General features: G+C 41.2%; 22 protein-coding genes and 2 tRNA genes. 16 read left to right on the top strand and 8 right to left on the bottom strand.

The genetic code is table 11. The features are described from left to right. Positions 1-312 precede the first annotated feature (312 nt). Positions 313-1,167: a sigma factor-like helix-turn-helix DNA-binding protein gene (locus tag FO442_RS15905; protein ID WP_144334207.1), complete on the bottom strand. Its 855-nt coding sequence runs from the start codon at positions 1,165-1,167 to the stop codon at positions 313-315. A 47-nt stretch (positions 1,168-1,214) separates the two neighbouring features. Continuing rightward, a complete protein-coding gene (locus FO442_RS15900) occupies positions 1,215-1,775 on the bottom strand; it encodes a carboxymuconolactone decarboxylase family protein (RefSeq protein ID WP_144334206.1) in 561 nt (186 codons plus the stop codon). Between the two features lie 349 nt (positions 1,776-2,124). Between FO442_RS15900 and FO442_RS15895 the strand changes: the two genes are divergently transcribed. From FO442_RS15895 to FO442_RS15830, 14 genes are all read left to right on the top strand, one after another. Next, positions 2,125-2,207: transfer RNA gene (locus FO442_RS15895), tRNA-Leu, on the top strand. Positions 2,208-2,426: 219 nt separating this feature from the next. Next, positions 2,427-2,780, top strand: a complete 354-nt coding sequence (locus FO442_RS15890; protein WP_144334205.1) for a four helix bundle protein — start codon at positions 2,427-2,429, stop codon at positions 2,778-2,780. A gap of 273 nt (positions 2,781-3,053) precedes the next feature. Continuing rightward, complete coding sequence (locus FO442_RS15885; protein ID WP_144334204.1) at positions 3,054-5,597, top strand: SIR2 family NAD-dependent protein deacylase; 2,544 nt, start codon at positions 3,054-3,056, stop codon at positions 5,595-5,597. A 170-nt stretch (positions 5,598-5,767) separates the two neighbouring features. Beyond that, positions 5,768-6,202: a hypothetical protein gene (locus FO442_RS15880; RefSeq protein ID WP_144334203.1), complete on the top strand. Its 435-nt coding sequence runs from the start codon at positions 5,768-5,770 to the stop codon at positions 6,200-6,202. Positions 6,203-6,558: 356 nt separating this feature from the next. Beyond that, a complete protein-coding gene (locus FO442_RS15875; RefSeq protein WP_144334202.1) occupies positions 6,559-6,894 on the top strand; it encodes an ArsR/SmtB family transcription factor in 336 nt (111 codons plus the stop codon). 15 nt (positions 6,895-6,909) lie between these two features. Next, a complete protein-coding gene (locus FO442_RS15870; protein ID WP_144334201.1) occupies positions 6,910-7,383 on the top strand; it encodes a DUF6428 family protein in 474 nt (157 codons plus the stop codon). 97 nt (positions 7,384-7,480) lie between these two features. Beyond that, positions 7,481-8,095, top strand: coding sequence for a low molecular weight phosphatase family protein (locus FO442_RS15865; protein ID WP_144334200.1), 615 nt, complete (start codon positions 7,481-7,483; stop codon positions 8,093-8,095). Positions 8,096-8,100: 5 nt separating this feature from the next. Then, positions 8,101-9,168 (top strand): ACR3 family arsenite efflux transporter, encoded by a 1,068-nt coding sequence (gene arsB, locus FO442_RS15860; protein ID WP_144334199.1) that lies wholly within the window; start codon positions 8,101-8,103, stop codon positions 9,166-9,168. Positions 9,169-9,172: 4 nt separating this feature from the next. Beyond that, positions 9,173-9,667 (top strand): hypothetical protein, encoded by a 495-nt coding sequence (locus tag FO442_RS15855; protein ID WP_144334198.1) that lies wholly within the window; start codon positions 9,173-9,175, stop codon positions 9,665-9,667. Positions 9,668-9,815: 148 nt separating this feature from the next. Continuing rightward, a tRNA-Leu gene (locus tag FO442_RS15850) sits at positions 9,816-9,897 on the top strand. 205 nt (positions 9,898-10,102) lie between these two features. Beyond that, entirely contained in the window at positions 10,103-10,456 is a 354-nt protein-coding gene (locus tag FO442_RS15845) for a four helix bundle protein (protein ID WP_144334197.1), read from the top strand. 277 nt (positions 10,457-10,733) lie between these two features. Beyond that, a complete protein-coding gene (locus FO442_RS15840; RefSeq protein ID WP_144334196.1) occupies positions 10,734-10,943 on the top strand; it encodes a four helix bundle protein in 210 nt (69 codons plus the stop codon). A gap of 55 nt (positions 10,944-10,998) precedes the next feature. After that, on the top strand, positions 10,999-13,032 hold the full coding sequence (locus tag FO442_RS15835; RefSeq protein WP_144334195.1) for a M48 family metallopeptidase: 2,034 nt from the start codon (positions 10,999-11,001) through the stop codon (positions 13,030-13,032). A gap of 413 nt (positions 13,033-13,445) precedes the next feature. Continuing rightward, positions 13,446-14,777 (top strand): APC family permease, encoded by a 1,332-nt coding sequence (locus FO442_RS15830; RefSeq protein ID WP_144334194.1) that lies wholly within the window; start codon positions 13,446-13,448, stop codon positions 14,775-14,777. 55 nt (positions 14,778-14,832) lie between these two features. Here the strand turns inward: FO442_RS15830 and FO442_RS15825 are convergent, their stop codons facing one another. The 6 genes from FO442_RS15825 to FO442_RS15800 form a co-directional block, all read right to left on the bottom strand. Then, a complete protein-coding gene (locus FO442_RS15825) occupies positions 14,833-15,444 on the bottom strand; it encodes a fumarylacetoacetate hydrolase family protein (RefSeq protein WP_144334193.1) in 612 nt (203 codons plus the stop codon). Between the two features lie 107 nt (positions 15,445-15,551). Beyond that, a complete protein-coding gene (locus FO442_RS15820) occupies positions 15,552-16,406 on the bottom strand; it encodes a 3'-5' exonuclease (protein ID WP_144334192.1) in 855 nt (284 codons plus the stop codon). Between the two features lie 96 nt (positions 16,407-16,502). After that, on the bottom strand, positions 16,503-18,842 hold the full coding sequence (locus FO442_RS15815; protein ID WP_144334191.1) for an OmpA family protein: 2,340 nt from the start codon (positions 18,840-18,842) through the stop codon (positions 16,503-16,505). A gap of 100 nt (positions 18,843-18,942) precedes the next feature. Next, positions 18,943-20,307: a dihydrolipoamide acetyltransferase family protein gene (locus FO442_RS15810; protein ID WP_144334190.1), complete on the bottom strand. Its 1,365-nt coding sequence runs from the start codon at positions 20,305-20,307 to the stop codon at positions 18,943-18,945. 72 nt (positions 20,308-20,379) lie between these two features. Continuing rightward, a complete protein-coding gene (locus FO442_RS15805; protein ID WP_144334189.1) occupies positions 20,380-22,332 on the bottom strand; it encodes a glycosyltransferase in 1,953 nt (650 codons plus the stop codon). Positions 22,333-22,351: 19 nt separating this feature from the next. Beyond that, the gene (locus FO442_RS15800; RefSeq protein ID WP_144334188.1) at positions 22,352-22,729 is read right to left on the bottom strand and encodes a RidA family protein; all 378 of its coding nucleotides are present in this window, start codon (positions 22,727-22,729) and stop codon (positions 22,352-22,354) included. 36 nt (positions 22,730-22,765) lie between these two features. On the opposite strand from FO442_RS15800, the gene FO442_RS15795 reads away from it, so the two are divergent. Next, entirely contained in the window at positions 22,766-23,344 is a 579-nt protein-coding gene (locus FO442_RS15795; RefSeq protein ID WP_144334187.1) for an anthranilate synthase component II, read from the top strand. A 207-nt stretch (positions 23,345-23,551) separates the two neighbouring features. Beyond that, complete coding sequence (locus FO442_RS15790; RefSeq protein ID WP_144334186.1) at positions 23,552-23,983, top strand: DUF2147 domain-containing protein; 432 nt, start codon at positions 23,552-23,554, stop codon at positions 23,981-23,983. The last annotated feature ends 19 nt before the right edge of the window (positions 23,984-24,002 follow it).

The raw sequence follows: 24,002 nt of genomic DNA, 5'->3' as shown, positions 1-24,002 counted from the left end.
TATAACTAAAGGTGTTGTCCTTCCAGTGCGATTTACAAGAATAACACACAAGCCGCTTTTTCCGTTGAAGTTGAAAGAGTGCATGGGCTGGCTGAATGGTGGACTGTAAAGGGCTTACAGCGTAACAAGCAAAGGTACTGTTCCACTACTCAACCGGACAGCATTATACACGGATGTCATGTCGAGTGGCCTGAATGCCCTGCGAATTATAAATATCAATCAACAAGCGGGACGTATCAAGACTGACGCATGAGTACAGACTTTGTCCCCATAGCTAACGGGATTTTTGCTTACTTCTTGCGACGATGCCGCTTAATTCAATTTCCCTCTGATCTGCAACTTATCCGGATTCCTCATATTCAACAAACGCGTTATTCCCTGGTCATCCATTTCGATGTATTGCATGGAATCCAGTTGTTCGGTGGTGCGGTTGAAAATAATTGCTGCCGGACGGCCATTCACAAATACAGCGCGGTATTCGTACTGACTTTCCAGGGCTTCCGGAAGTTGCGTAACACCCATCAGGAATTTCAGGACTTTTTCCATTCCGAAAAGTGGTTTGAGAGCTGCTGCGCGTTTTCCGCCTCCATCGTTGTATAACTCAATGTCGTTTCGCAATAAATGGGTGAGCTCCGAACGGTCCTGTTCGTGCAAGGCCGTGAGGAAAGCAATAGTGAACGCCCGTTGTTTCTCCGGATCTACCTGCAAGGGCTTGCTTCGTCCGAGTTTTTCGTGTGCGCGGTGCAACAATTGCCTGCAATTTTCGGCAGAAAGTCCCGTACTCTCTGCAATTGATTGATAATCTTCCGAAAAACTTTCCCGCAAAATAAAAACAGCCCGTTCATTGGGGTTCAGGCGTTCCAATAGAAAGAGCATGCCGTATTCCAGGGTGGGAACAGGTTCCGGTTCCAATGTAATATACGGTTCCGGAAGCCACATCCCGACATAATTTTCCCGGCTTTTCTGCAATTCCTTTAGCCGGTTGATACTTTGGTTCACAGCCATGCGGGCCAGGTAGGCTTTAGCATCCTGTACTTCTTTAGCAGATATCCACTTTTCAAAAACGTCCTGCACAATGTCTTCCGCTTCTTCCACCATTCCCAACATGTTATAGGAAATACTGAAGAGATAGGGGCGAAGTGCGAATATTTCCGGTGTTAATTCCATACAATTAAAGTTACTAAAAATGGAGAAATAGGTCTGTTGTAAATGGGTTAACTAACGCGTTTTTTTGCGATATCACACAGCATATCCGAATGAATGTTCAGGCCAATATTGCCGATGTTGTAGAAAAATTCGCTGGATACCAGCCACATAATCTCGCAAATGGAACGCTCATTGTAATGTTTTGCCAATTGATCAAACATTTCGCGCTCCATTTTACGTTCCTGTGCCAGCATTGTGACGAAATCCAGCAATATGCGTTCCTTTTCGGAGAACAGGGGACTGGAACGGTAATCATGCAAGGCATCAAATTTTTTCTGGTTCATGAACGAAACGATTGTCTGCGCACGTCCGATATCCATACAAAATTTGCAGACATTGATCTGGGCTACCAGCTCACGGACAAGCATGATGGTTTCGGCGGGAAGCAGTAATTTTTTATCGAGCTTTGAAATCTTTCCGGAGAAACTTCCGAAACTAAGAGGAAGCCTTACGGCCATAACTTTCAACGGAGTAATAACTTTGCCGAAGCGTTTGCGGGTCATAAAATAGATCAGTTTCCAAAGAAGGCCTTTTGGTTTCTCGATCGGTAATAAAAAAGGAGTATCCATAATCGTTTTTTATACCAAAGACCGGCGAGCTGTTGTTTTGTGACAAATAATTGATTTTTTTTATTTTACTCCTTCAAGCTCGCTAATACCGTATTCCAAATGCCGGACGAATCTTTGTTCCGGAACACTGTCCGTATTTCCCCACAACTGCCCGGAAGTTTCACCAGAATTTCCCGGATCCGACCAAAGCAGGCGGAACCCCGGAAGAAATACTGTCCGATTCCGCAAGGTACGGGACCAGATAAAGGCATATTGTAAGGAGTACGTATGAAAAACAGGCTAAAATCTGCAAACAGGTCTTTTTGAAAGCAAGAAAAATACTATATTCGCAAGCGTTTAGAACGCAACTGCGCATGTGGTGAAATTGGTAGACACGCCATCTTGAGGGGGTGGTTTCCTACGGATGTGCTGGTTCGAGTCCAGTCATGCGCACAAAAAAATAAGAGCATTACGCGAGTGGTGCTCTTATTTTTTTGTGCGCATCCCTCAATACTCACTCTCACACTCACTCTATTGTTACGAATGCTCTTATTTTTCAGAGCGAGTGCGAAGAGTGAGAGCGGGATCCTCGAAAAAAACTAATTTGTCGTTCCAGGTTTTCAATCTCACAAATAATTTCTATCTTAAGTAGTAATCTTAAACCTACTATTCATGTTCGACTTCGAAAAATTAGATGTTTACCAAAAAGCAAAATCCTTCAACAAAGAAGTTTATTCCTTTCTCAGAAATTCTAAAACCATTGATTCAGTATCCAAAAACCAATTGAGAAAAGCCTCGTTGAGTATCATGCTCAATATTGCTGAAGGTTCAAGCAGATTCAGTAAACCTGATCGACGCAATTTCTTTGTTATTTCAAGAGGTTCTGCATTTGAATGTGCTGCCGTTTTTGATTTTCTGAAAGACGAAACCATTTTAAACGAAGAAGAATTCACCCAATTTTATGGAAAAGCTGATGAATTATCACGGATGTTGTTTCGGATGATTGGGAATTTGTCAAATAATTAGTACTCATGAGAAGTTTATGCCATATAATTCAGCTACATCGGTAAGCCCCAGTCATACGCAAAACGAAATAGAGACTCTTCAATTCTACCTTGAATTAACAATAACAAATATTTATTAGAATGAAAAACTTGTAAGCCCTTCTTTGTGGGACAATAAGGTTTGAACTTTCGAATTGAAAGTAAAAGTTCATCCTAAAGATGAAATTAAGATTGAAGTATTGCACTATTGTCTTTTTATTTGTGTAGAATTACATCGTATATAATCTAACACTATATGTTTGAAGAACAAGATGAAAAGTATCTGATTCGATTACTTGGAAGAAATGAGGTCGTATTGTTTTTAGGGGCAGGATTTTCCTTAGATGCAAAAAATAAAATTGGAGAGAGTTTCCCGACAGGTTGGGCACTTGGAGAAAAATTATGGCAGTTCCTCGGTTATCCAGGGGAGTATGATGGGACTAGTTTGCCTATTTTATATCAGGCTTTTATTGGAGCTGGTATTAAAAGAGATTTAAAAACAAATTTTCTAAATGAAAACCTTTCGAGTGGGGATATTCCTAGTTCTTATAATCGAATAACAATCCCTTATTGGTATAAAATTTATACAATTAATATTGATGACATTGTCCAAAAAGTTTATGCAAGAAAGGGAAAGAAGTTACGGGAATTAATTTTCCCTCACGATGAATTCAAGGAGCGCGACCAATCTCTTGATGAAATTCATATTGTTCACTTACATGGTAAATTACCATGTATTCCTGAAGATGTTGTATTTTCCACTAAACAATATGCAAGGGCAGGATTGCGGGAACAACCTTTGTACAGTCAATTCGTTTATGATTATGCTACTCACCCCACAATATTTATCGGAACAGACCTTAATGAACCTTTGTTTGAAAGGTATATAGAATCTAGGGAAGGGCGTGAAGGTTTTGGTGAGTTAAGACCTCGTTCGTTTATCATCACCCCATCAATCTCGCCTGTTAAAGCGCAAATATTAAAGAATGACTATAATGTTCATCACATCGTTGGAACAACAGAAGATTTTTTCAATTGGCTTGAATCTAAAGCAAGTAATTTACCAGATAAGAATGAAATACTTAAGCAAACTTTTCCAAACCTTTTAAATGTTCTTGAGTTTGCTACGGTATCAAATATTAATACAAAATCAGTTAGTGACTTTGCAGAAACTTTTAAACGTGTTCCAAAAGAATATACTATTAGTAACACAAGATCAGCTTATTTACTAGGAACAAATCCAAGTTGGAACGATATTTATAATAATTTGGATATTCCGAGAACAATCTCAAATAATATTTATAATCAACTTTTTGATTTGTGCACAAGACAGCATCCTAATACAAAACAAAAAGTTTTTTCAATTATTGGAACAGCTGGATCAGGAAAATCCACCATTATCAAAAGACTTGGTCTTAACTTATCTCAAAATGGTATAACAGTTTTTATTACTGATTCCGATTTTCTACCCAGAATTGATAAAATAGTAGATGTATTAGCGGCTATCAAAGATCGTGTTGTCCTTATATTTGATAATGCGACTTCAGTACTTTCACAAATTCCTAATCTTGTCCATGCATTTGCTAAACTTGAAAACCCTCCAATAATTCTTTTTTCAGTTCGGACTAATTTAAAAGACAAATTAGTTTATTATACAGATCCTGATATAACAGAGCATTTTTCATATACTATTCCCAACTTAGATGATGATGAAATTACTGCTTTAATTGCTAAACTCGATCAATACAACTTATTGAGTAAATTAAAAGGAATGAGTGATGCAAGGAGATTTTCGGAATTCAAATTTCGCGCTAAAAAACAGATCCTTGTTGCCATGAAGGAGGCTACTAATGGTATGTCTTTTAACGAAATCATACAAAGTGAATTTGATTCTATAGAACCATTTGAAGCGAAAATATTATGTTTATGTATAGCACTGAATACAGAGCTAGGATTCTCAAACTCAAAACAAGATTTTGTAGGCTTCTCAGAAGCTAATCATATTGAAACATTGCATTATTTGCATAACGTACTAGATGGAACGATTAATTGGGTAGGAAATTCTGGTAATTTCATGATTAGACATAGAATTCTTGCTGATTATATGATAAGACATTGTGCAAATCTAAATATGCTAAAAACCGCATATATAAGAGTTTTGTCTGTATTAGCACCTGAATTAATTAATTCACAATATTCCAAAAAATTTAGTTTATACAAGTCACTTATAAATCATAAGATTCTATTTTTTCGATTCCAAAACGATATAAATATGGCTAGGGAAGTTTATGATTCTATAACTTCATATTTTCACTATGATGCACAATTTTGGTTGCAATACGGGTCTCTAGAATTGGAAGGGAATGGAGGGAACTTTATTTTGGCTGAAAATTACATAAATCAAGCAGAGTCAATTGATCCCAAAAATATCCATATCCAAAATGCAAAATGTAATCTATTTTATAAAATGAGTACTATTCAAGACGATTATTCTCATGCCTTAGATTACAAACAACAAGCTGATCAACTCTCAAATCAATTAATGATTAGTCATGGAGATAAAGATCCACATATACCTCATATCCATTGCAGAGGTACTTATTATTTTATAATGAAATGGATTACAAATCGTGAAGCTAGAACTAATGAACTTGAAATGTTAAGGAAAAAAATTAATAGCTCAGCATCCCAACATCCAAGAGATAAAAAATTGCAAATTGCTGCTGATGCGATTAATCGTGCTTATCTTTTACAAGCCACACTCGATCCCTCAATTATAAGTCCAGAAATTCCTGATTAATTTTATAATATCATCAAATACTTAAAAATAGATTCTCTTTTTAAGGCTAATTTTAGACCGAATTGCACACAAAAAAATAAGGAGAGTGAGGACTCTCCTTATTTTTCAGACCAAGTGCGAAGAGTGAGACCGGAAATACTAGCTCATTATAGATAAATTCTATCTTTATTATGCAAACATTATTAGACACCGCTCATAGTCTTTTACTTGAATCGATTCAGTATAATGATAATGGATTGAAAATAGAGTTTTTGGAATTATTCCGAAATAGTGAGCCTGAAAATATTCAAATATCGAATGATATTACAATTAACGATGCTTATGCTATCGGGCCAAATGAGAACAGCAAAAAATTTATTGTTCATTTTGAAGAAATTTTGACATGGCAAGTTGTCGATGAATCTGCTTATTGCTTTGATGAAAATGAAATTTTAGATTCTAACGGTTTTCTAAAAGTTGTTGGTAACTCTGATTACATGAAGTATGTTCAAAAACAATTTGGATGGTATGAACATATGAGTGGTAAAACACAACATTTTAGAATTTGGTCAGAAAATAGAATTGTAGATGTTATTAGTACTATGAAACCTCAAATATGGTTCTAGTTCCGGACCGAATTACGCACAAAAAGAAAAAGCGAATTGCGGTAGCAGTTCGCTTTTTCTTTTTCCCTCTATACTCACTCTCACACTCTCCCTCACACTGACCCTTAGGGGCTTTTTCTTTTTCCCTCCGTACTCACACTCTCCCTCACACTGAACTCTATCTGCGTTTTCTTTTTGCAGTAGTGAGTGTGGAGTATTGAGTGTGAGGGAAATAAATCTGGCTTCGGATTGTTTCAGTTTGTTAAAACTACTCGATGTTCAGCGGATGGATGGCGAAAACTCAAAAAAAATACTCCACTTTGTTTTCTATTCAACTATTAATCGTAATATTGCAATATAGTTATATTACGATAGATATGGGAGCAACTAAAACAGATCATTTTACAGAGCAACAAAACAGACTGGCAAACAGGATGAAAGCCCTGGGGCATCCGGCACGTATTGCCATTATGGAACATTTAATAGAGGTTGATGCTTGTATTTGCGGAGATATTGTAAACGTATTGCCTTTGGCTCAACCAACCGTTTCACAGCACTTGAAGGAGTTGAAAAACGCCGGGTTGATCAAGGGGAATGTTGAAGGGACAGCGATTTGTTACTGTGTAGACAAAGAGGCGATTGCAGAATTGCAAGGCTATTTGACGAATGCCACGCTTCAAATGGAGAATAAAGAGAAAAAACCGTGTTGTTAATTAAAAATTCAACTAATGAAACTTTCAGAAATCAAGGCAATTTTGCCAAACTTAGAGAACGTCAAATTTCAAATGCCTGATGGTTCTTTCGTTCCGGAGCATTTCCATGTTACAGAAGTGGGAAGCATTCAAAAACACTTTATTGATTGCGGAGGCACTATCCGCAAAGAAACAGTAGTGAATTTCCAGTTGTGGAACGCCGACGATTTTGAACACCGCCTGAAGCCGGGTAAATTATTGAAGATCATTCAGCTTTCGGAAGAGAAATTGGGAATTGAGGATAATGAAATCGAGGTGGAATACCAAAGTGGAACGATTGGGAAATACGATTTAAGTTTCAACGGAACTCACTTTGTATTAGTACCTAAAACAACTGCGTGTTTGGCTTCTGATGCTTGTGGCATTCCTGCCGCAAAGGAAAAAGTAGCATTGAGGGAATTGGGTGGAAGTTCGGAAGCTTGTTGCACTCCGGGAGGCGGTTGTTGCTAATCATTTGCGATCGTGTTCTTTGATGCAAGGGATGAAATTTGAACAATGGAGATCGTCCCAAAACCGATTCCCGAAACAAGAAAAAACCATATTTCCAATGAATGCAAAAATTAAGAACTACTTAGACGAATTGACTCAGCAATTCGATACAATTCCACAGGAACGAAAAGATATTTTGGAACGAATTTCGAATTATATCCGATCAAAACAAGCGCAAAACAAACCCGCAAATTTGGTGTATATCTGCACTCACAATTCCCGCAGAAGTCATTTCGGGCAGATCTGGGCGAAAGTGGCTGCTGACTATTTCAATATAGAAAACGTCAAAACTTATTCGGGAGGAACAGAAGCAACGGCATTTAATGCCCATGCAATCAGTGCATTGCAACGTGCAGGCTTTAACGTTCAGAAAACGACTGATTCGGAAAATCCAATTTATCACGTTTATCACAGCGACGGAGGCGAACCAAGCGTTTGTTTTTCGAAAGTCTATGATCATGCTCAAAACCCGGGTTCAGAATTTTCTGCTATTATGACGTGTAGTGATGCCGAGGAAAATTGTCCGTTCATTCCTGGAGTTGAGCTACGGGTAGCAACAACTTACGACGACCCGAAAGAATTTGACAATACGCCCTTACAAGATCAGAAATACGATGAACGATGCAAACAAATTGCGTTGGAAACATTGTACGCATTTTCATTAATTAACTAATCAATATGTCAGCAAATAACTGTGCTCCCGCAAATGAGCGAAAAAGGCTTGGCTTTTTAGATCGCTTTTTAACAGTATGGATTTTCCTTGCCATGGTTTTGGGTGTTACTATTGGACATTTTGTCCCGGAAAGTACCGGATTTATCAATTCCTTTTCGAATGGAACAACCAATATTCCGCTTGCAATAGGCTTAATATTGATGATGTACCCGCCTTTGGCGAAAGTCAATTATTCCAAAATGGGTAACGTGTTTTCGAACACAAAGGTCCTGGTATCTTCCTTGCTCTTGAATTGGATCATCGGTCCTGTGTTGATGTTTGTTCTGGCCTTATTGTTTTTGGGCGGTTATCCGGAATACATGATTGGAGTTATATTGATTGGTTTGGCACGTTGTATTGCAATGGTTGTAGTGTGGAATGACCTGGCTGAAGGCAATCGTGAATATGCTGCCGGGCTGATTGCCTTAAACAGTATTTTTCAAGTCCTCTTGTACAGCGTTTATGCTTACATTTTTATTACTATGCTACCTCCTTATTTTGGTTACACAGGTTTCAAAGTAGACATCCGTATCGGCCAAATTGCTGAAAGTGTAGGAATTTACCTGGGAATCCCTTTTGCATTGGGAATTTCAAGCAGGTATTTATTGATCAAATTAAAAGGTGAAGAATGGTTTCAAATGAAGTTCATCCCGAAAATCTCTCCGATTACTTTAATTGCGTTGTTATTCACAATCATTTTAATGTTTAGCCTGAAAGGTGAATTGATCCTGCGCATACCGATGGACGTTGTTAGAATAGCTATTCCATTGGTGATCTATTTTGCAATCATGTTTGTGATCAGTTTCTTTTTGGGAAAATATTTTGGAGCGGATTATTCCAGATCAACCGCAATTGCTTTCACAGCAACGGGAAACAATTTTGAATTAGCTATTGCCGTAGCCATTGGCGTATTTGGAATTAACAGCGGTCAGGCATTCGCAGGAGTTATCGGACCATTGGTTGAAGTTCCAGCATTAATTGCGTTGGTAAACCTGGCTTTTTGGTTTAAGAAGAAATACTATGACAAAGCTTAATTTTATGAAACAGAAAAGAACCATTTGGACAATCCTCACCGGGGGATTAACTTCAACTGCTCCCGTATTACTTGCGTGTTGCAAAAGTGGTGCCTGCGTAGGAGTTTGTGCTAGTCCGGTAGCTTCGCTATTCGGGGTTTCTTCCGCAACCATTGCCAGTTCACCCGTCATGAATGTAATTGAACCCTTGTTAATCGCAATTAGTGCGGTTTCCTTTACAATCTCCTATTATTCACTCTATGTGATCCCGAAGCTGAATTGCAACACCGGGAATGCGTGCGATTGCGCTCCAAATGATAAAGAAATCCGTAAAACAAAAAGAAGAAAAGCAATCTTTTGGATCGGACTGGCAATCAGCGTTACTGCTTTAACTTACTTCGCATACGAAAAGTACAATTCAGCATCTTCAACAAAAACCGAATGCACCGCACCAGGTAAAGAGAAAGAAGCAAGTTCCTGTTCAACTTCGGGTGAATGCACTGAAAGCGGGTGTGAATAATTCCCCGCTTTTTGGTTCGACCTGTGCATACGCTTGCAAGGTTCTTATTCTTTCTTAACGGAGAGTGAGGAAATCCTAATGTTTTCTTCAAAATATATGAATCAAGTGATGATTCGCTCGGGAAAACAATTATTTTTGTAATCGGAATGCCCAAGTGGCGAAATTGGTAGACGCACCGTCTTCAGGTGGCGGCGCCGCAAGGTGTGCTGGTTCGAGTCCAGTCTTGGGCACAAAAAAGAATCGGGATTTTACGGTAGTAAGATCCCGATTTTTTTTTCACTCCTCTCTCGCTCTCACACTCACTCTATTCCCGATTCTTTTCAGAGCGGGAGTGAGAACTGAGAGCGGGATCCTCGTAGAAGAATAATTACCTTCCACTCATTTCAATCCCAGAAAGAATTCCTATCTTAAATAGTAATCTTAATTCTACTATTCATGTTCGATTTCGAAAAACTAGATGTTTACCAAAAAGCAAAACAATTCAATAAAGAAGTTTATTCATTTCTTAGAAACTCCAAAACCATCGATTCTGTTTCTAAAAATCAATTGAGGAGAGCATCGCTCAGTATTATGCTCAACATTGCCGAAGGTTCCAGCAGATTCAGCAAACCGGATCGTAGAAACTTCTTTGTCATTTCCAGAGGTTCGGCATTTGAATGTGCAGCTGTTTTCGACTTTTTGAAAGACGAAACCATTCTAACCGAAGAAGAGTTCAAGCAATTTTACTTGAGAGCAGATGAATTGTCGCGGATGTTGTTTCGGATGATTGGGAATTTGACAAATAATTAGCTTTAAGATGAGACGTTTATTCCGACAAGGTGAGCTGTAGCTCGTCTTCGTCGGTAAGTCCAGTCATGCGCACCAAAAAGAAAAAGCGAATTGCGGTAGTAATTCGCTTTTTCTTTTTCCCTCCATACTCACACTCTCCCTCACACTGAACTCTATCTGCTTTTTCTTTTTGCAGTAGTGAGCGTGAGTATTGAGTGTGAGGAGAATCTGGCTTCGGATTGTTTCGTTTTTAATTTCAAAATGTGTATCTTAAGTAGAAACTGATAATCTACTATTCATGTTCGATTTCGAAAAATTGGAGGTCTGCAAAAAAGCCAAGGCATTTAATAAAGAAGTTTATTCATTTCTTAGAAACACCAAATCCATTGATGTTGTTACGAAGAACCAATTACGAAGAGCCTCATTAAGCATCGTATTAAATATTGCAGAGGGTACCGGTCGTTTTAGTAAAGCCGACAAACAAATTTCTCCCGTACAAACAAACTAAAAAACCGGAAAGTTCTTCGTTGATCCGGAGTTGCTTGCGAATAAAATGCGATTCAATGCGCTATTTCATTGAAACGTCTTATTTTTACCTAATCGATTACTCAATCTTTATGAATTATATCACCACCTTTATTTCTCTTATAGTACTGATTTTTTCAAGTACGGTTCTTGGACAAGAACGCGATCAGGTTGCAGAACAGGCAATAGAAAAAGAACTTCAATCCATTGCACCGGATTATGTCGATGAATTCAGGCAGGCTACCGTCGCTATGGATAAAGGCGATTTGATTTTTGCCGATAGTATGTATTCGATCGTGTATGAACATGTTCCATCGTTTAATCACGTTGTCAGACGTTTGGGCAGTATTAAAAATGAACTTGGGCAACATGCTGAAGGACTTCTTCTTTGTGAGAAAGCAGTGGAAATGAATCGTTCCTATTCTAATCTCATTACACTGATTAACTGCATTGTCCGGCAAAATGCTACAGGAACATCCTATTCCGTTGGTTTAACCCGGGCAAACACGCTTCTTCGGGAAGCAGCACTATTTCCTGAATCCAAGGAGGATGTGAGCTTTTATTTATTGAAAGCACAAATCGGGCTGCAGCAAAATAATCCGCCTCAATTTCGGGAAGCGACCGATTTTTTGGAAGATCATTTCAAGAACGAAATGGCAACACATTATTATGCCGCGATTCTTGCTGCGAATGACGGAGACCCTAAAAAGGCCGCCAAAGAAATCAGAATTGCCAACAGGTTGGGATTACCGGAGGAAGATATGAATGCATTCTTGGCAGCGAATGCTGACTATACGACGCCTGGTTCTGCCGGCAGTTTTGCGCCAACTGAAAATACAATATGGAGTTTTCTGAACATTCTTTTCGTGGTTGTAATTGTTTGGATCAGCGGCATCGTATTGCTTTACCTGGTTGGTATCATCTTGTCCAGGATTACATTGCGTTCCATTGAGCAACAAATCAGAAACAACAATTTGCAAGCAAGTTCGAAGCTTCGAAAAGTATATAAAATCTTGATTAATACTGCCGGGTTTTACTACTACATTTCTCTGCCGATTATAGTGATTTTAGTTTTGTCCATTGGAGGCGGTCTTCTTTTCGGTATGCTTTCGGCTGGTATTATTGCGTTTAAACTCATTATTATTGTGGTGATCGTTGTTGGAGGTACAATCATCGGATTGTTGAGATCCCTGCTTGTCAGAGGCCGTTTGCAAGAACCGGGAAGATTGCTGAATGAATCGGAAGCACCTGAATTAGTTGCACTAACACGCTCGGTAGCAAAGGACCTGAACACCCGGCCGATTGATGAAATCCGGATTACTCCGGAAACAGATTTGGCAGTGTATGAAATGGGTTCGTGGAGAGCTAAGATGCAGGATAGCGGTAAACGGGTTCTCGTTTTGGGAGCGGCTGTCTTGAAAGACTTTCAGAAGGATGATTTCAGGGCAATTCTTGCCCATGAGTACGGACATTTCGCCAATCGCGATACTGCCGGTGGAGGCGTTGCTATGCGCGTACAACGCGACATGACCAACTATTATATTGCACTTTACAATTCGGGGAATGCTTCCTGGTGGAGTATCGCCTTTTTGTTTTTGAAGTTTTATCATTTCATCTTTACGCGTATTTCTGCCGGAGCAACCCGTTTGCAGGAAGTACTCGCAGATCGTATTGCAGCGGAAACCTATGGTGCGCAGTCATTTCGCAATGGATTGACCTTCGTTGTGCGTCGTTCCATTGAATTTGGTATGTTGGCAAATGCTGAAATTAAACAAGCAGAAGAACAAAAGCGCAGTTACAGTAACTTCTACGAATTGTCGGAACTTGCTTCCGATGAATCCGATCTTGAAAGTGAATTGCAAAAATCGCTCAACCGCAAAACGAGTGAAGAAGATACACATCCGAGTCCTGTGGATCGTTTCCGGTATGTGGAAGGAATCACCAAAAGGAATCCGGGGAATGATACCGGGGCTGTACACGATTTTTTTCCCGATTGGGAAGAACTGACAGTCGAAATGACGGGTGAAATTGATAAAATGATCAAAGAGCAGAAGCGAATGCTGAATCGGTGATTATCCCTCCACATTCAACCTGCTCGAATTACTGAATCAGCAGTCGTTTATTAATTCTTGTTTACAGTAAAACAGGCCGGGGAGCGAATGCAGATTCGTTTGCCGGTTGGCAAAAAATAAATTTCACACAAATGTAACTTCCGGGAAGCCCGGGACCATCAAAAATACTCCGTCCGGACCTCAGGGCGAGGTACTGTATGGGTACTGTAGGGATACAGCATAGGTAGTGTATAGATAGAGTATGAAAATGTTATGAATTTAACACCCGGTTTCACTGGGTTTCAGCAAATATTCACTCAAAAATGAAGCGCTTCTGACATCATTCCTTGCTTTTTTACAACTGCTCATAAGTGAGAAGGAATTTCGTGTTTCGGTATGTATCATGCATCATCATAATTCGTAATTTTGAACATATGCTGGAAAGACGTTTAGGGCTTGGACAAGCTACTGCGATCAATATGATCGACATGGTCGGTATCGGACCGTTCATTACCTTGCCGATGATCATTACCATGATGAACGGCCCCTATTTTCTGTATGCCTGGCTCGCCGGTGCGCTCCTTTCATTTATCGATGCAACTGTTTGGAGCGAACTCGGAGCAGCCTTTCCCAAAGCCGGCGGATCGTACAATTTTCTCAAAGAAGCCTACGGACCAAACAAAGCAGGTAGGCTTATGAGTTTCCTCTTTGTGTGGCAAACCATGATCCAGGCACCGCTCGTAATCGCGTCCGCGGCTATCGGGTTTGCGTCCTATTTTTCATACCTCCTTCCTTTGAACTGGTATGCTTCGAAAGCTGTCAGCGGGGGAGTAGTAATTCTGATCGTATTGCTGTTGTACCGGAAAATTGAAACCATCGGGAAGATCAGTGTGTTTTTGTGGTTCGGAGTAATTCTGACCATCTTGTGGATTATTGCAGGTGGACTTGCTCACGGCAACTTCTTAGGACCGATTAAGCACATGAATGATGGACTGACCCTGAATTATGGATTCGTTTCAGCATTGGGTTTTGCCAGCGTAAAGACCGTTTACAGTTACCTCGGTTACTACAATGCCTGCCATTTGGGAAGTGAGATAAAAAATCCAGCCCGGAATATTCCACGTAGCATGTTTCTTTCCATTACGGGGATTTCCGTGTTGTACCTGGCCATGAATATCAGTGTAACCAGCGTTGTTCCCTGGAACGAAGCCAAAGACAGTGAATTTGTCATCAGTTTATTTATGGAACGCTTAATGGGAAGCGCCGCAGCGATTGTGGTAACCTGTCTCATTTTGTGGGTTGCGTTCGCGTCCTTATTCTCTGCAACCTTGGGGTACAGCCGCATTCCGTATGCCGCCGCCGAAGATGGCTCTTTTTTTAAAGTGTTTGCAACATTGCATCCAACGAAACAATTTCCGCATATTTCCCTATTGTTCCTTGGGGGGTTGGGATTCGTTTTCAGTTTGCTCTTCAAACTCAGCGACGTCATTAGTGCGATCCTGGCCATGCGCATCCTGATCCAGTTCATCGGGCAATCCGTCGGGTTGGTCCTGCTTCATAAAAAACGTGGAAGAGCATTCTTCCCATGGAAAATGGCTTTGTTTCCACTTCCCGCAATCCTTGCGATCTTGTTGTGGACAGGAATTCTCATTTCTACCGGCTGGCAGATGATCCTGGCCGGATTGAGCGTGATCAGTCTTGGAACCATTGTTTATTTCGTGAAGGCGAAACACAATGGTGAATGGCCTTTCAGAATTGGAAATTGAGATTGAAAAATTTTGATGGATTCTGTCTGTTCAATTCTCAATTGTCCATTTTCAATTATTTGATCTTCAGATCAAGCATTTTTTTCTCCCCGATAAATCCCTCTAAATGATCTCCGATTGCCACCGGGCCAACTCCCGCAGGTGTTCCTGTAAAGATCAGATCACCGGTTTTGAGTGTCACGTATTGCGAAACATACGCAATGATTTTGTCTATCGAAAAGATCATATCCGCAGTGTGTCCCTTTTGCACGGTTTCTCCGTTTTTTTTCAGGGTAAAGTGCAGTTCAGCCAGGTTCAGTGAACTGACAGGCAGGAAATGCGTTCCCATAGGAGCGCTGTTGTCAAACGCCTTTGCTTTTTCCCACGGAAGGCTTTTTGCTTTGCATTGTTCCTGCAGATCGCGTGCTGTGAAGTCAATCCCTAATGAGATCTCATCGTAATACGTCGATGCAAATTTCTCCTGGATATTCTTTCCCACTTTCTTGATCTTCACCACGATCTCACATTCGTAATGCAGGTCTTTGGTAAAGTCGGGAATGTAAAAGTCGTTTCCTGCCGGCAAATAAGCCGTATCCGGTTTCATAAAGAAAACAGGTTCCGTTGGAAGCGGATTATTCAATTCTTTTGCGTGATCGGCGTAGTTGCGCCCTATGCAGATGATTTTCATTATTCTCTAAAATTCAATAGTTCAAATGTTCCAAAAGTTCAATTGAATTGAAAATTTAAAATTGACAATTGAAAAGTCTTTTCAATTATCCCATGCTCCATTTTCAATTATTTTTTGAATTTATTCTGAAGTGCAGCCAATTTATCTTCCATACTCACGTTGGCGCTTTCTCCTTCGCGTTTTTCCCGGCGTTTCTGCTTGATGCGCTCCATTTCTTCACGCAGTAATTGCTTCGTGAACAAGGGGAAGTCTGCATCCATCATCCATCCGAAATATCCCGGTTCGGACTCTGCCACTTCTTCAACGGTTTTTCCCTTGTGCTTCCCGAAGTTGTAAGTCACCTGGCCGTCTTTCGTTTTTGCCAGTCTGCCTGCGAAATCATGCCATTCCTGGTTGCCCTGACGGGAAAAGTCGGATAGCTCGGGAATTGTTTTCGCAAGGTCCGGATAACGCTCCAGTTGCGCTTTGAAAACATCCAGGGTCACTTTGGTATCATACAGGGCATTGTGGGCATTCTCCATGGATTCCTTGCAGTAAAACTGGTAAGCAGCAGCCAGTGTGCGCTGTTCCATTTTATGGAAAATGTTCTGTACATCGATGAATCGGCGCTCATTCACTTTGAATACATGGTTGATGCGCAAAAATTCTTCAGCCAGAACGGGAATGTCAAACTTATTGGAATTGTAACCGCCCAGGTCCGCGTCCCCGATGAATGCGGCGATCTCATCAGCCAATTGCCCGAAAGTGGGCTCCCCGGCAACCATTTCGTCTGTAATACCTGTAATTTCAGCAGATTCTTTTGTGATAGGAATGGTTGGATTAATGCGTTTGTAATATTCACTCTGTTCTCCGTTTGGAGCAATTTTAATCAAAGCAATTTCAATAATCCGGTCTTTTGCAACGTCCAGTCCGGTGGTTTCCAGGTCCAGCATCACAAAATTCCGGGTGAGTGATAAATTCATAGTGTACAAGTTATACTTCAAAGATGGGGAAAATAAAAAAGGTAGGGGCGAAAAATTTTTCGCCCCTACCTTTTTTATGATATTTTTTAATCCGGGTTATTTCACAATAATGAACTCCGTTCTACGGTTCAACTGGTGACCTTTTTCTTTTTCATCCCAGCTTGGCATGTTATTGATTTGTGCATCAGAAACTTTCAATTTCGATTCACCATATCCTTTCCCGGTAATTCGGTTGGAAGCAATTCCTTTCGAAACGATGTAACGGGCAGAAGCTTTGGCACGCTGATCGGATAATTTCATGTTGTACTCATCCGTACCACGGCTATCTGTGTGTGATCCCAACTCAATTTTGATATCCGGATTTGCTTTCATGATTTTCACAATCTTATCCAGTTCAGCTGCTGCATCAGGACGGATATCCCACTTGTTGTAGTCGAAATAGATCGGATTGACATCCAAACCGATGTCTGTTCCAACTTCGTTCTTCGCCAACGAACGGTCAATCCGGATCTCGGAATTATCGCCCAATGTCTCCGGAGCATCATAAGTCATGGTCACATAACCCGCTTTTTCCAGTGTTAAAGCAAACTCTACGTTATCGCCTTTCTTCATGCCGCCAAGCGTATCTGTCTTGTAAGCACCAGCCGCTGCTGTTACAGATTGAGACAATTTTTCCCCCGTTTTTTTGTTGATCAGGGTAATGGCAACTCCTGATAATTTCTCCTTGGTCTTGCTGTCTGTAATCGTTCCGACCACATAATAAGGTTTCACCATCATTTGCTTGTCCAAATCTAACCAGAATTCACGGTAAACTTCCGAATATTCCTTGTTACATTCCGTGGTGAATTTCTCGTTGTAGAAGTTTTTCTTCCCGTCTTTCTCGTATGAGAATGTTAAATCATATTCTTTACAAGGCTCAAGGGAATTCATAAATACTCCGTCACGCAAACGCGGGAATAATTTACGATCGTACGGGTTCTCACAGTTCAGGCATCTCAGGGTTACATACACATCTTCAGGAAGTGGTTTGTTACCGATTACGTTAATCTTACCGTTCAATACAGCGATGTTTTTAACTCCCAAGTAGTTGTTCTTGATTTCGTAAATGTCTTTTTCGCCTCTTCCGTCTGCGCGAAGGGAAGTCATATACCCGGTTAAACCATCGACTGTTGTCGTATAGAAAATATCATCACAGGTGGAATTGATCGGTGAACCTAAATTCATGGCAGGTCCCCAATTTCCTTTCCCGTCTGCTTTGGACATAAAAATATCGAACCCACCCATACTTTTGTTTCCGTTGCTGGAAAAATAAAGCGTGCTGTTGTCGATAGAAACGAATGGAGACTCTTCTTCCATCGGCCCATTGATATTCGGTCCGGCATTGACAGGATCTCCCCACGAACCATCTTTCTGTTTGATGCAGTAGTAAATATCGCGCCCTCCGAAACCACCTTTGCGGTTCGATACGAAATACATACGCTGTCCGTCAGGAGTCACTGTTGCATGTGTTTCCCAATCGTTGGTATTGATTTTCTTATCATCCAGGTGAGTTACCTCCTGGAATCTGTTGGTAGAGAAATCTGAGTAGAAGATGTCCCCGTTTCCTTTGGTATCCTGGTAAACATATACCCGGCGTTCATCCGGGCTCACAGCCAGGGTGGCCTCGTTTTGCAACGAATCGCAGAATTCCAGTTTGATCGGGTCCATCCAGGTGGAATCGAAATCGCGGTAGGATACGTAAATATCTTCCGGGTATTGATTGTTTCTCGGATCTAAACCTTTATCCGAAGCTCCTGTCGGCCATCTTCTGCGTGATGTATAATACAAAGCAGAACCGTCCAGTGAAATAACCGGGGAAAATTCGGGGTTGGCCGTGTTGACTGAACTCCCCATGTTTTTTAAATACACATTTTTGGGGCTCATCATTTCGGCACGTGCTACTTTACATTGTTCCAAATACAGTTTTGCAAAGAATACATTGTTGGACTTCGTAATCGAACTGGTGAGGAATTTATTGTAAAACTCTTCTGCCTTATCAATATTTCCAGCTGCGTGGTAACATTTCCCCATTTCAAAATACGCATCAATCGGAGCAGCCGTTTCTTTGGTGTTGAACGGATCGTATTTTTTGTCTGTTTTCAATACGGCCTTTTCCAGGTAAGGAGTTGCCTTAACAAAATCGGTCGACATCTCTAAATAGATGAACCCGCGGCGGTAATTGTAATTCGCACTCGCAGGTTGATATTCGAGCAGTTTGTCTACGATCAGCCCTGCCTGATAGAAATACCCTTCCTGGATCATAATCGCACTCTCCATAACCAATTCAGATTCGGAGCCGTTGCTGATCATCTCCATGACCTTTTTGGAGTCATATTGACCAAAAGACATGAACGGACACAAGAGAGTTAGTAAAATAGTAGATTGTAGTAATTTCATCTGAGCTATAAATTAAGAAAGACCCACCTCTTTCAGTTTAACAGTTTAAGTTGGTGGGTCTTACGTTCTTTTTAATTTTTAGTTACAAATATAAATAAATTTAGATTTCTCTATTGATATCGAACTGTTCCAAATAATCTGCAACCCGTCGAACGAACTGTCCGCCAAGGGAACCGTCGACTACCCGGTGATCGTAAGAATGAGATAAGAACATCTTGTGGCGGATGCCGATGAAGTCTCCTTCCGGTGTTTCAATAACAGCAGGCATTTTACGAATTGCTCCCAAAGCAAGGATCGCAACTTGCGGCTGATTGATGATCGGAGTTCCCATTACGTTTCCGAACGTTCCTACGTTCGTAACAGTATAGGTTCCTCCCTGGATATCTTCCGGCTTCAATTTATTGTCGCGTGCATTTCGTGCCAATTCATTCACGGATTTGGCAATTCCTGTCAGGTTCATGCGGTCGGCCTGCTTAATAACAGGAACGATCAGGTTTCCGGAAGGAAGCGCTGTTGCCATCCCGATGTTGATATCTTTTCTTTTGATGATCTGGTTTCCTGACAAGGAAACATTGATCATTGGGAAATCCTTGATCGCTTTCACAATTGCTTCCATGAAAATAGGAGTGAACGTTAAGTTTTCACCTTCACGTTTTTCAAATTCCTTTTTCATTTTGTTTCTCCAGTTCACGATGTTCGTTACATCCGCTTCCACAAAAGAAGTTACGTGAGGAGATACATGTTTTGACATGACCATGTGTTCGGCAATCAGCTTGCGCATGCGGTCCATTTCCATGATCTCGTCTCCCGGATTTGCAACCACGACCGGTTCTTTGATATTGCTTAAGAACGAAGATCCGCCTGAAACAACCGGAGCAGCTCCGTTGTTGGATGCAGCCGGTGCGGAAACGACAGGTGTCGGCTGAGCCGGTGTTGCAGCTGCAGCAGCAGCACTCGTTCCGCGTGTATCGATGTAAGAAAGAATGTCTTTTTTAGTCACTCTTCCGCCCATGCCGGTTCCGCTGATTGCATCAATTTCGGACATGGAAATATGTTCTTTTTGTGCAATGCTTCTTACCAGCGGAGAAATGAATTTTCCATTTCCACTGCTTTTTTCAAGAGTAACTCCTCCGTTCGAAACAACGGCCTGAGCTGCAGAAACAGTTTCGGCAACCGCCGCTACGGCAGCAGGCTCTGCTTTTGGTGCAGCCGGTGCAGCATCTCCGTCTGTAGAGATAATCGCAATAACATCACCAACCTGAGCAACCTGGTCCTTCTCAAATAATTTTTGAACCAAAACTCCAGCAGCTTCTGAAGGCAATTCGTTGTCAACCTTATCAGTTGCAACTTCTACCAAAGGTTCATCCATTGCCACTGTATCACCCACTTCTTTTAACCAGTTGGTAATGGTAGCTTCTGTAACGCTTTCTCCCATTTTTGGAAGACGAATTTCAATTTGTGCCATATAACGACTAAGAATTCTCGATTAAATTTCGTACAAAAATAACGGAAAAAATAGGATTTTCACCAATGCTTTTTACTGATCTAATTTTTTCCACGTTTTCCATAAAATCTGGATGTCGCGAATGACGGAATATTCCCGTGCATACAGTAAGTCCAGTTTTGATTTCAGATTTTCGTCCAAACCGCTCAAATGGTCGGTTGGTGTAAGGATTCCCTTTTTGATCTTAGGTAATTGCTTGTTGGATAAATTGCTTGGGTCATTGTAGGAAACAACCGTTTTCCGCCCGCTGATCAATTTGAAAACATTTCCCAGGAACTGGATTTTATTCCTGTACATCCAAATCAAAAGGGGAGAAGTAAACAGTAAACTGATCCCGACCAGAAAGTCAAACAATCTTTTTTGCCGTTTTTTAGCGGGCTGACTGATCGCATTAATTTCCAGAATATACAGATCTCCTGCGGTTTCAATGGAATTGGACCCAATGAGGTATTGACTGTCGGGCTGGGCAATTTTATAATCCACAGAAACATCCGGAATGGCCGTCATCCAATGAATGATTTCCGCAGCGCTTAGGTCTTTGGCACAAAAAATAATCTCATCAATGTTGTGAACGCGTGCAATTTGTTCCAGCTGATCGATCGATCCAAGCGAATCCTTTCCATGGTCCTCAGTCAGGGAAACAGAAACAATCTGATTGATCTTCGGCTGTGTTTGATGAAGCAGATTCGACACCCGTTCAAATTCCTCGGGAGAACCCACGATCGCAAAATTGGCGTGCTTGCGTCCGTTGATAGTGAATCGTTTTCCGATTGCCAGGTGAAGAATACTCCTGGAAAGGATATAGTAAGCAATGGTCCAGCCGGCTCCCAGTAAAATGAAGAGGCGCGAAAATTGCCATTCCTTGGGGAAAAGCGCATACAATATTAAGATAAAGGCAGTCCCGATCGCTCCTCCGAAAATAAATTTTCTGAAAGTAATCGGTTGGTCGTATCCGCCCTGCAAAGCGACAGACGTCATCCAGATAAAGGTATAGAACAGGATGAGAATATTGGTGATCTGCTCCGGGAAATCGATTTGCGCCTGCTGCCAGTAATTGGTCAAAGCAAATAATCCCAGTAACAAATACAAAGTATCAAAAACCGGAAGGGTGATCTTTCGGATGAAACGCATCCCGATTGCTAACCCCGCTCTGAAATAAATGGCGGAATTAATCAGGAACGAAAACAAACGCGCATTCTTTTGAGAGAAATGCTTGCGTGCAAAAATCACCATCGCACGGTAGAACACGAAAACGTAGTTTACCGAACTTTTCTTAGTGCTCTCTCCTTTGTAATGAATGATGCGCGTTTCGGGAAAGTAAACGTTTTTGTAACCGCCCTTGATGATCCGGTAGGAAAGATCAATGTCTTCACCGTACATGAAAAAGGCTTCGTCGAGTAGTCCCACTTTGTCGAGGGCTTCCTTGCGCATCAGCATGAATGCACCGGAAAGGATTTCAACTTCATTGGTTTCAAATTCGGATAAATAACCCAAATGGTATTTTCCGAAGATCCTGGACTTGGGGAAAATGCGGGAAATCCCGAAAATTTTGTAGAATGCAACCGACGGTGTGGGTAAGCCTCTCTTGGATTCCGGCAGGAAAACCCCCTTTCCGTCCACCATGCGAACTCCCAGTCCGCCAACTTCCGGGTGTTCGTCCATATAGTTGACCACTTTGAACAGGGTATCCTCTTCAATAACGGTGTCGGGGTTTAAAAGCAGCTGGTATTTGCATTCGGATAGTTCCATTGCCTGGTTATTCGCTTTGGAAAATCCCTTATTGTCTTTATTGGCAATGACTTTCACCCATGGAAATTTCTCGCGTACCATTTCTACGGAGCCATCCACGGAATTATTGTCTACGACCCAAACTTCTGCAGGTTCCTGTTTCATTGCTTCGGAAACAGAATTCAGGCATTGCTCCAGGAAAAAGACAACATTGTAGTTGACGATGATCACAGCAATTTTTGGAGCAGAATGGGTCACAATACCGTTGTGTGTTAAATTAGTTTACAGCAATACAAGAAATCTCAATCGGTACGTTCATAGGCAATTTGGAAACTTGTACGGTTTCTCTTGCCGGCGGAACATGCTGAAAGTACGAACCATAAACGGCATTCATCTCGGAAAATTGCCCTAAGTCGGTCATGAATATGCTGCACTTTACAATGTGGTTCAGGGTCATGTTATTTTCCTTCAGCAAAGCTTCAATGTTTTTCAGGATTTGATGGGTTGCATCTTCAATGGATCCGGTTTCCAATTCCCCCGTGAAAGGATTTAATGGAATTTGTCCGCTTACATATACTGTATTTCCACTAACAATAGCCTGGCTGTATGGTCCGATCGGAGCAGGAGCTCCGGGAATTTGAATTGCCTTTTTCATCGATTCTTTTTTGCAAGTTTAGTAAATTTGGGCCACATGCGGTTTTTATTAGTAGATAACTTCGATTCGTTTACCTATAACATTGTCCATTACCTGGAACAATGCGAGGTAAGGGTGGATGTAGTTACGAACCTGGAAGTCGATTGTTCATTGCTCGGAAACTATAATGCCGTTGTGCTTTCACCCGGTCCCGGACTTCCTCCGCAGGCAGGAAAACTGATGGAAGTGGTTGCTGAAACCTTTCGAATGAATATTCCTGTGTTGGGAGTTTGTTTGGGAATGCAGGCACTTGCTATTCACGCAGGAGATACTGTTTACAATCAGGAAATCGTAAAACACGGATTGGCCGAAGAGATCCGGCTGGTAAAGCGGGATTCACTTTTTTATGCTGCGATTCCCGAACGCTTTGAAGTGGGCTTGTACCATTCCTGGGCGGTTAAGCTCCATGAGAAATCGCCGTTTATTCCGACTGCATTTTCAGAAAACAATGTGTTGATGTCGATGGAAATCCCAGAGAAAAAAATCTATGCCGTTCAATTCCACCCGGAAAGTATTTTGACTCCTGCAGGCTTGAAAATGATCAAAAATTTTGTGGAGATTGTGACGGGAAATTAGTTTGTCCGTGTCTTGATACATTCCGCAAATGTCAGTTCGATTGTCCTGACAGGAAGGTCGGCACGCATCGGGAACAATATGCGGAATACCGACAGGACGGAGTTGTTGTCAATGCGACACTAAAATGAGATTAGCAGGACATCCTTGTGCATTGATTATTATGCGGTCATAGCAAAAAGTTGTATATTGGGATCAAATTCGAAAACTATGAAATGGATCATCACATCGTTATTTCTGTTATTTTTTGTTGTAGCAAAAGCCCAGTCCTGTATTGGGACCTGGATTACCATTGACGACAAAACAGGCAAGAAAAAGTCTAAAGTGGAGCTTTACAAAAAGGATGAGAAGCTGTACGGAAGGATTACCTATTTGTACCCGCGTGAGGGAAGAGAAGAGAACCCGAAGTGTAAGAAATGTACGGACGACCGCAAGGATCAGCCCTTGGTTGGTTTGCAGATTGTTCGCGGATTGGAGTGGGACGGCGGTGAATGGGAAGATGGGACGATTGTGGATCCCGAGAACGGAAAAGTATACACCTGCGCCATTTGGATCGATCGCAATGATTTTACCAAATTGCATGTGAGAGGGTATGTGGGGCCATTTTACAGAACCCAAACGTGGATTAAAAGTACCGAATAGCAAAAAGCGAACACAAAAA

The sequence above is a fragment of the Fluviicola chungangensis genome (genome assembly GCF_007558725.1).
Classification (GTDB): domain Bacteria; phylum Bacteroidota; class Bacteroidia; order Flavobacteriales_D; family Crocinitomicaceae; genus Fluviicola; species Fluviicola chungangensis.
Note: the sequence above shows the minus strand (reverse complement) of the source record. Positions and strands in the feature narration are given on the sequence as shown.

What these genes read in the sequence shown, in the direction of transcription:
- FO442_RS15880 (WP_144334203.1), top strand. Translation starts at nt 5,768, where the DNA reads ATGCAAACATTATTAGACACCGCTCATAGTCTTTTACTTGAATCGATT.
- FO442_RS15815 (WP_144334191.1), bottom strand. Translation starts at nt 18,842, where the DNA reads ATGAAATTACTACAATCTACTATTTTACTAACTCTCTTGTGTCCGTTC.
- FO442_RS15820 (WP_144334192.1), bottom strand. Translation starts at nt 16,406, where the DNA reads ATGAATTTATCACTCACCCGGAATTTTGTGATGCTGGACCTGGAAACC.
- FO442_RS15855 (WP_144334198.1), top strand. Translation starts at nt 9,173, where the DNA reads ATGAAACAGAAAAGAACCATTTGGACAATCCTCACCGGGGGATTAACT.
- FO442_RS15845 (WP_144334197.1), top strand. Translation starts at nt 10,103, where the DNA reads ATGTTCGATTTCGAAAAACTAGATGTTTACCAAAAAGCAAAACAATTC.
- FO442_RS15790 (WP_144334186.1), top strand. Translation starts at nt 23,552, where the DNA reads ATGAAATGGATCATCACATCGTTATTTCTGTTATTTTTTGTTGTAGCA.
- arsB (WP_144334199.1), top strand. Translation starts at nt 8,101, where the DNA reads ATGTCAGCAAATAACTGTGCTCCCGCAAATGAGCGAAAAAGGCTTGGC.
- FO442_RS15875 (WP_144334202.1), top strand. Translation starts at nt 6,559, where the DNA reads ATGGGAGCAACTAAAACAGATCATTTTACAGAGCAACAAAACAGACTG.
- FO442_RS15865 (WP_144334200.1), top strand. Translation starts at nt 7,481, where the DNA reads ATGAATGCAAAAATTAAGAACTACTTAGACGAATTGACTCAGCAATTC.
- FO442_RS15800 (WP_144334188.1), bottom strand. Translation starts at nt 22,729, where the DNA reads ATGAAAAAGGCAATTCAAATTCCCGGAGCTCCTGCTCCGATCGGACCA.
- FO442_RS15840 (WP_144334196.1), top strand. Translation starts at nt 10,734, where the DNA reads ATGTTCGATTTCGAAAAATTGGAGGTCTGCAAAAAAGCCAAGGCATTT.
- FO442_RS15795 (WP_144334187.1), top strand. Translation starts at nt 22,766, where the DNA reads ATGCGGTTTTTATTAGTAGATAACTTCGATTCGTTTACCTATAACATT.
- FO442_RS15835 (WP_144334195.1), top strand. Translation starts at nt 10,999, where the DNA reads ATGCGCTATTTCATTGAAACGTCTTATTTTTACCTAATCGATTACTCA.
- FO442_RS15900 (WP_144334206.1), bottom strand. Translation starts at nt 1,775, where the DNA reads ATGGATACTCCTTTTTTATTACCGATCGAGAAACCAAAAGGCCTTCTT.
- FO442_RS15830 (WP_144334194.1), top strand. Translation starts at nt 13,446, where the DNA reads ATGCTGGAAAGACGTTTAGGGCTTGGACAAGCTACTGCGATCAATATG.
- FO442_RS15890 (WP_144334205.1), top strand. Translation starts at nt 2,427, where the DNA reads ATGTTCGACTTCGAAAAATTAGATGTTTACCAAAAAGCAAAATCCTTC.
- FO442_RS15885 (WP_144334204.1), top strand. Translation starts at nt 3,054, where the DNA reads ATGTTTGAAGAACAAGATGAAAAGTATCTGATTCGATTACTTGGAAGA.
- FO442_RS15825 (WP_144334193.1), bottom strand. Translation starts at nt 15,444, where the DNA reads ATGAAAATCATCTGCATAGGGCGCAACTACGCCGATCACGCAAAAGAA.
- FO442_RS15905 (WP_144334207.1), bottom strand. Translation starts at nt 1,167, where the DNA reads ATGGAATTAACACCGGAAATATTCGCACTTCGCCCCTATCTCTTCAGT.
- FO442_RS15810 (WP_144334190.1), bottom strand. Translation starts at nt 20,307, where the DNA reads ATGGCACAAATTGAAATTCGTCTTCCAAAAATGGGAGAAAGCGTTACA.
- FO442_RS15870 (WP_144334201.1), top strand. Translation starts at nt 6,910, where the DNA reads ATGAAACTTTCAGAAATCAAGGCAATTTTGCCAAACTTAGAGAACGTC.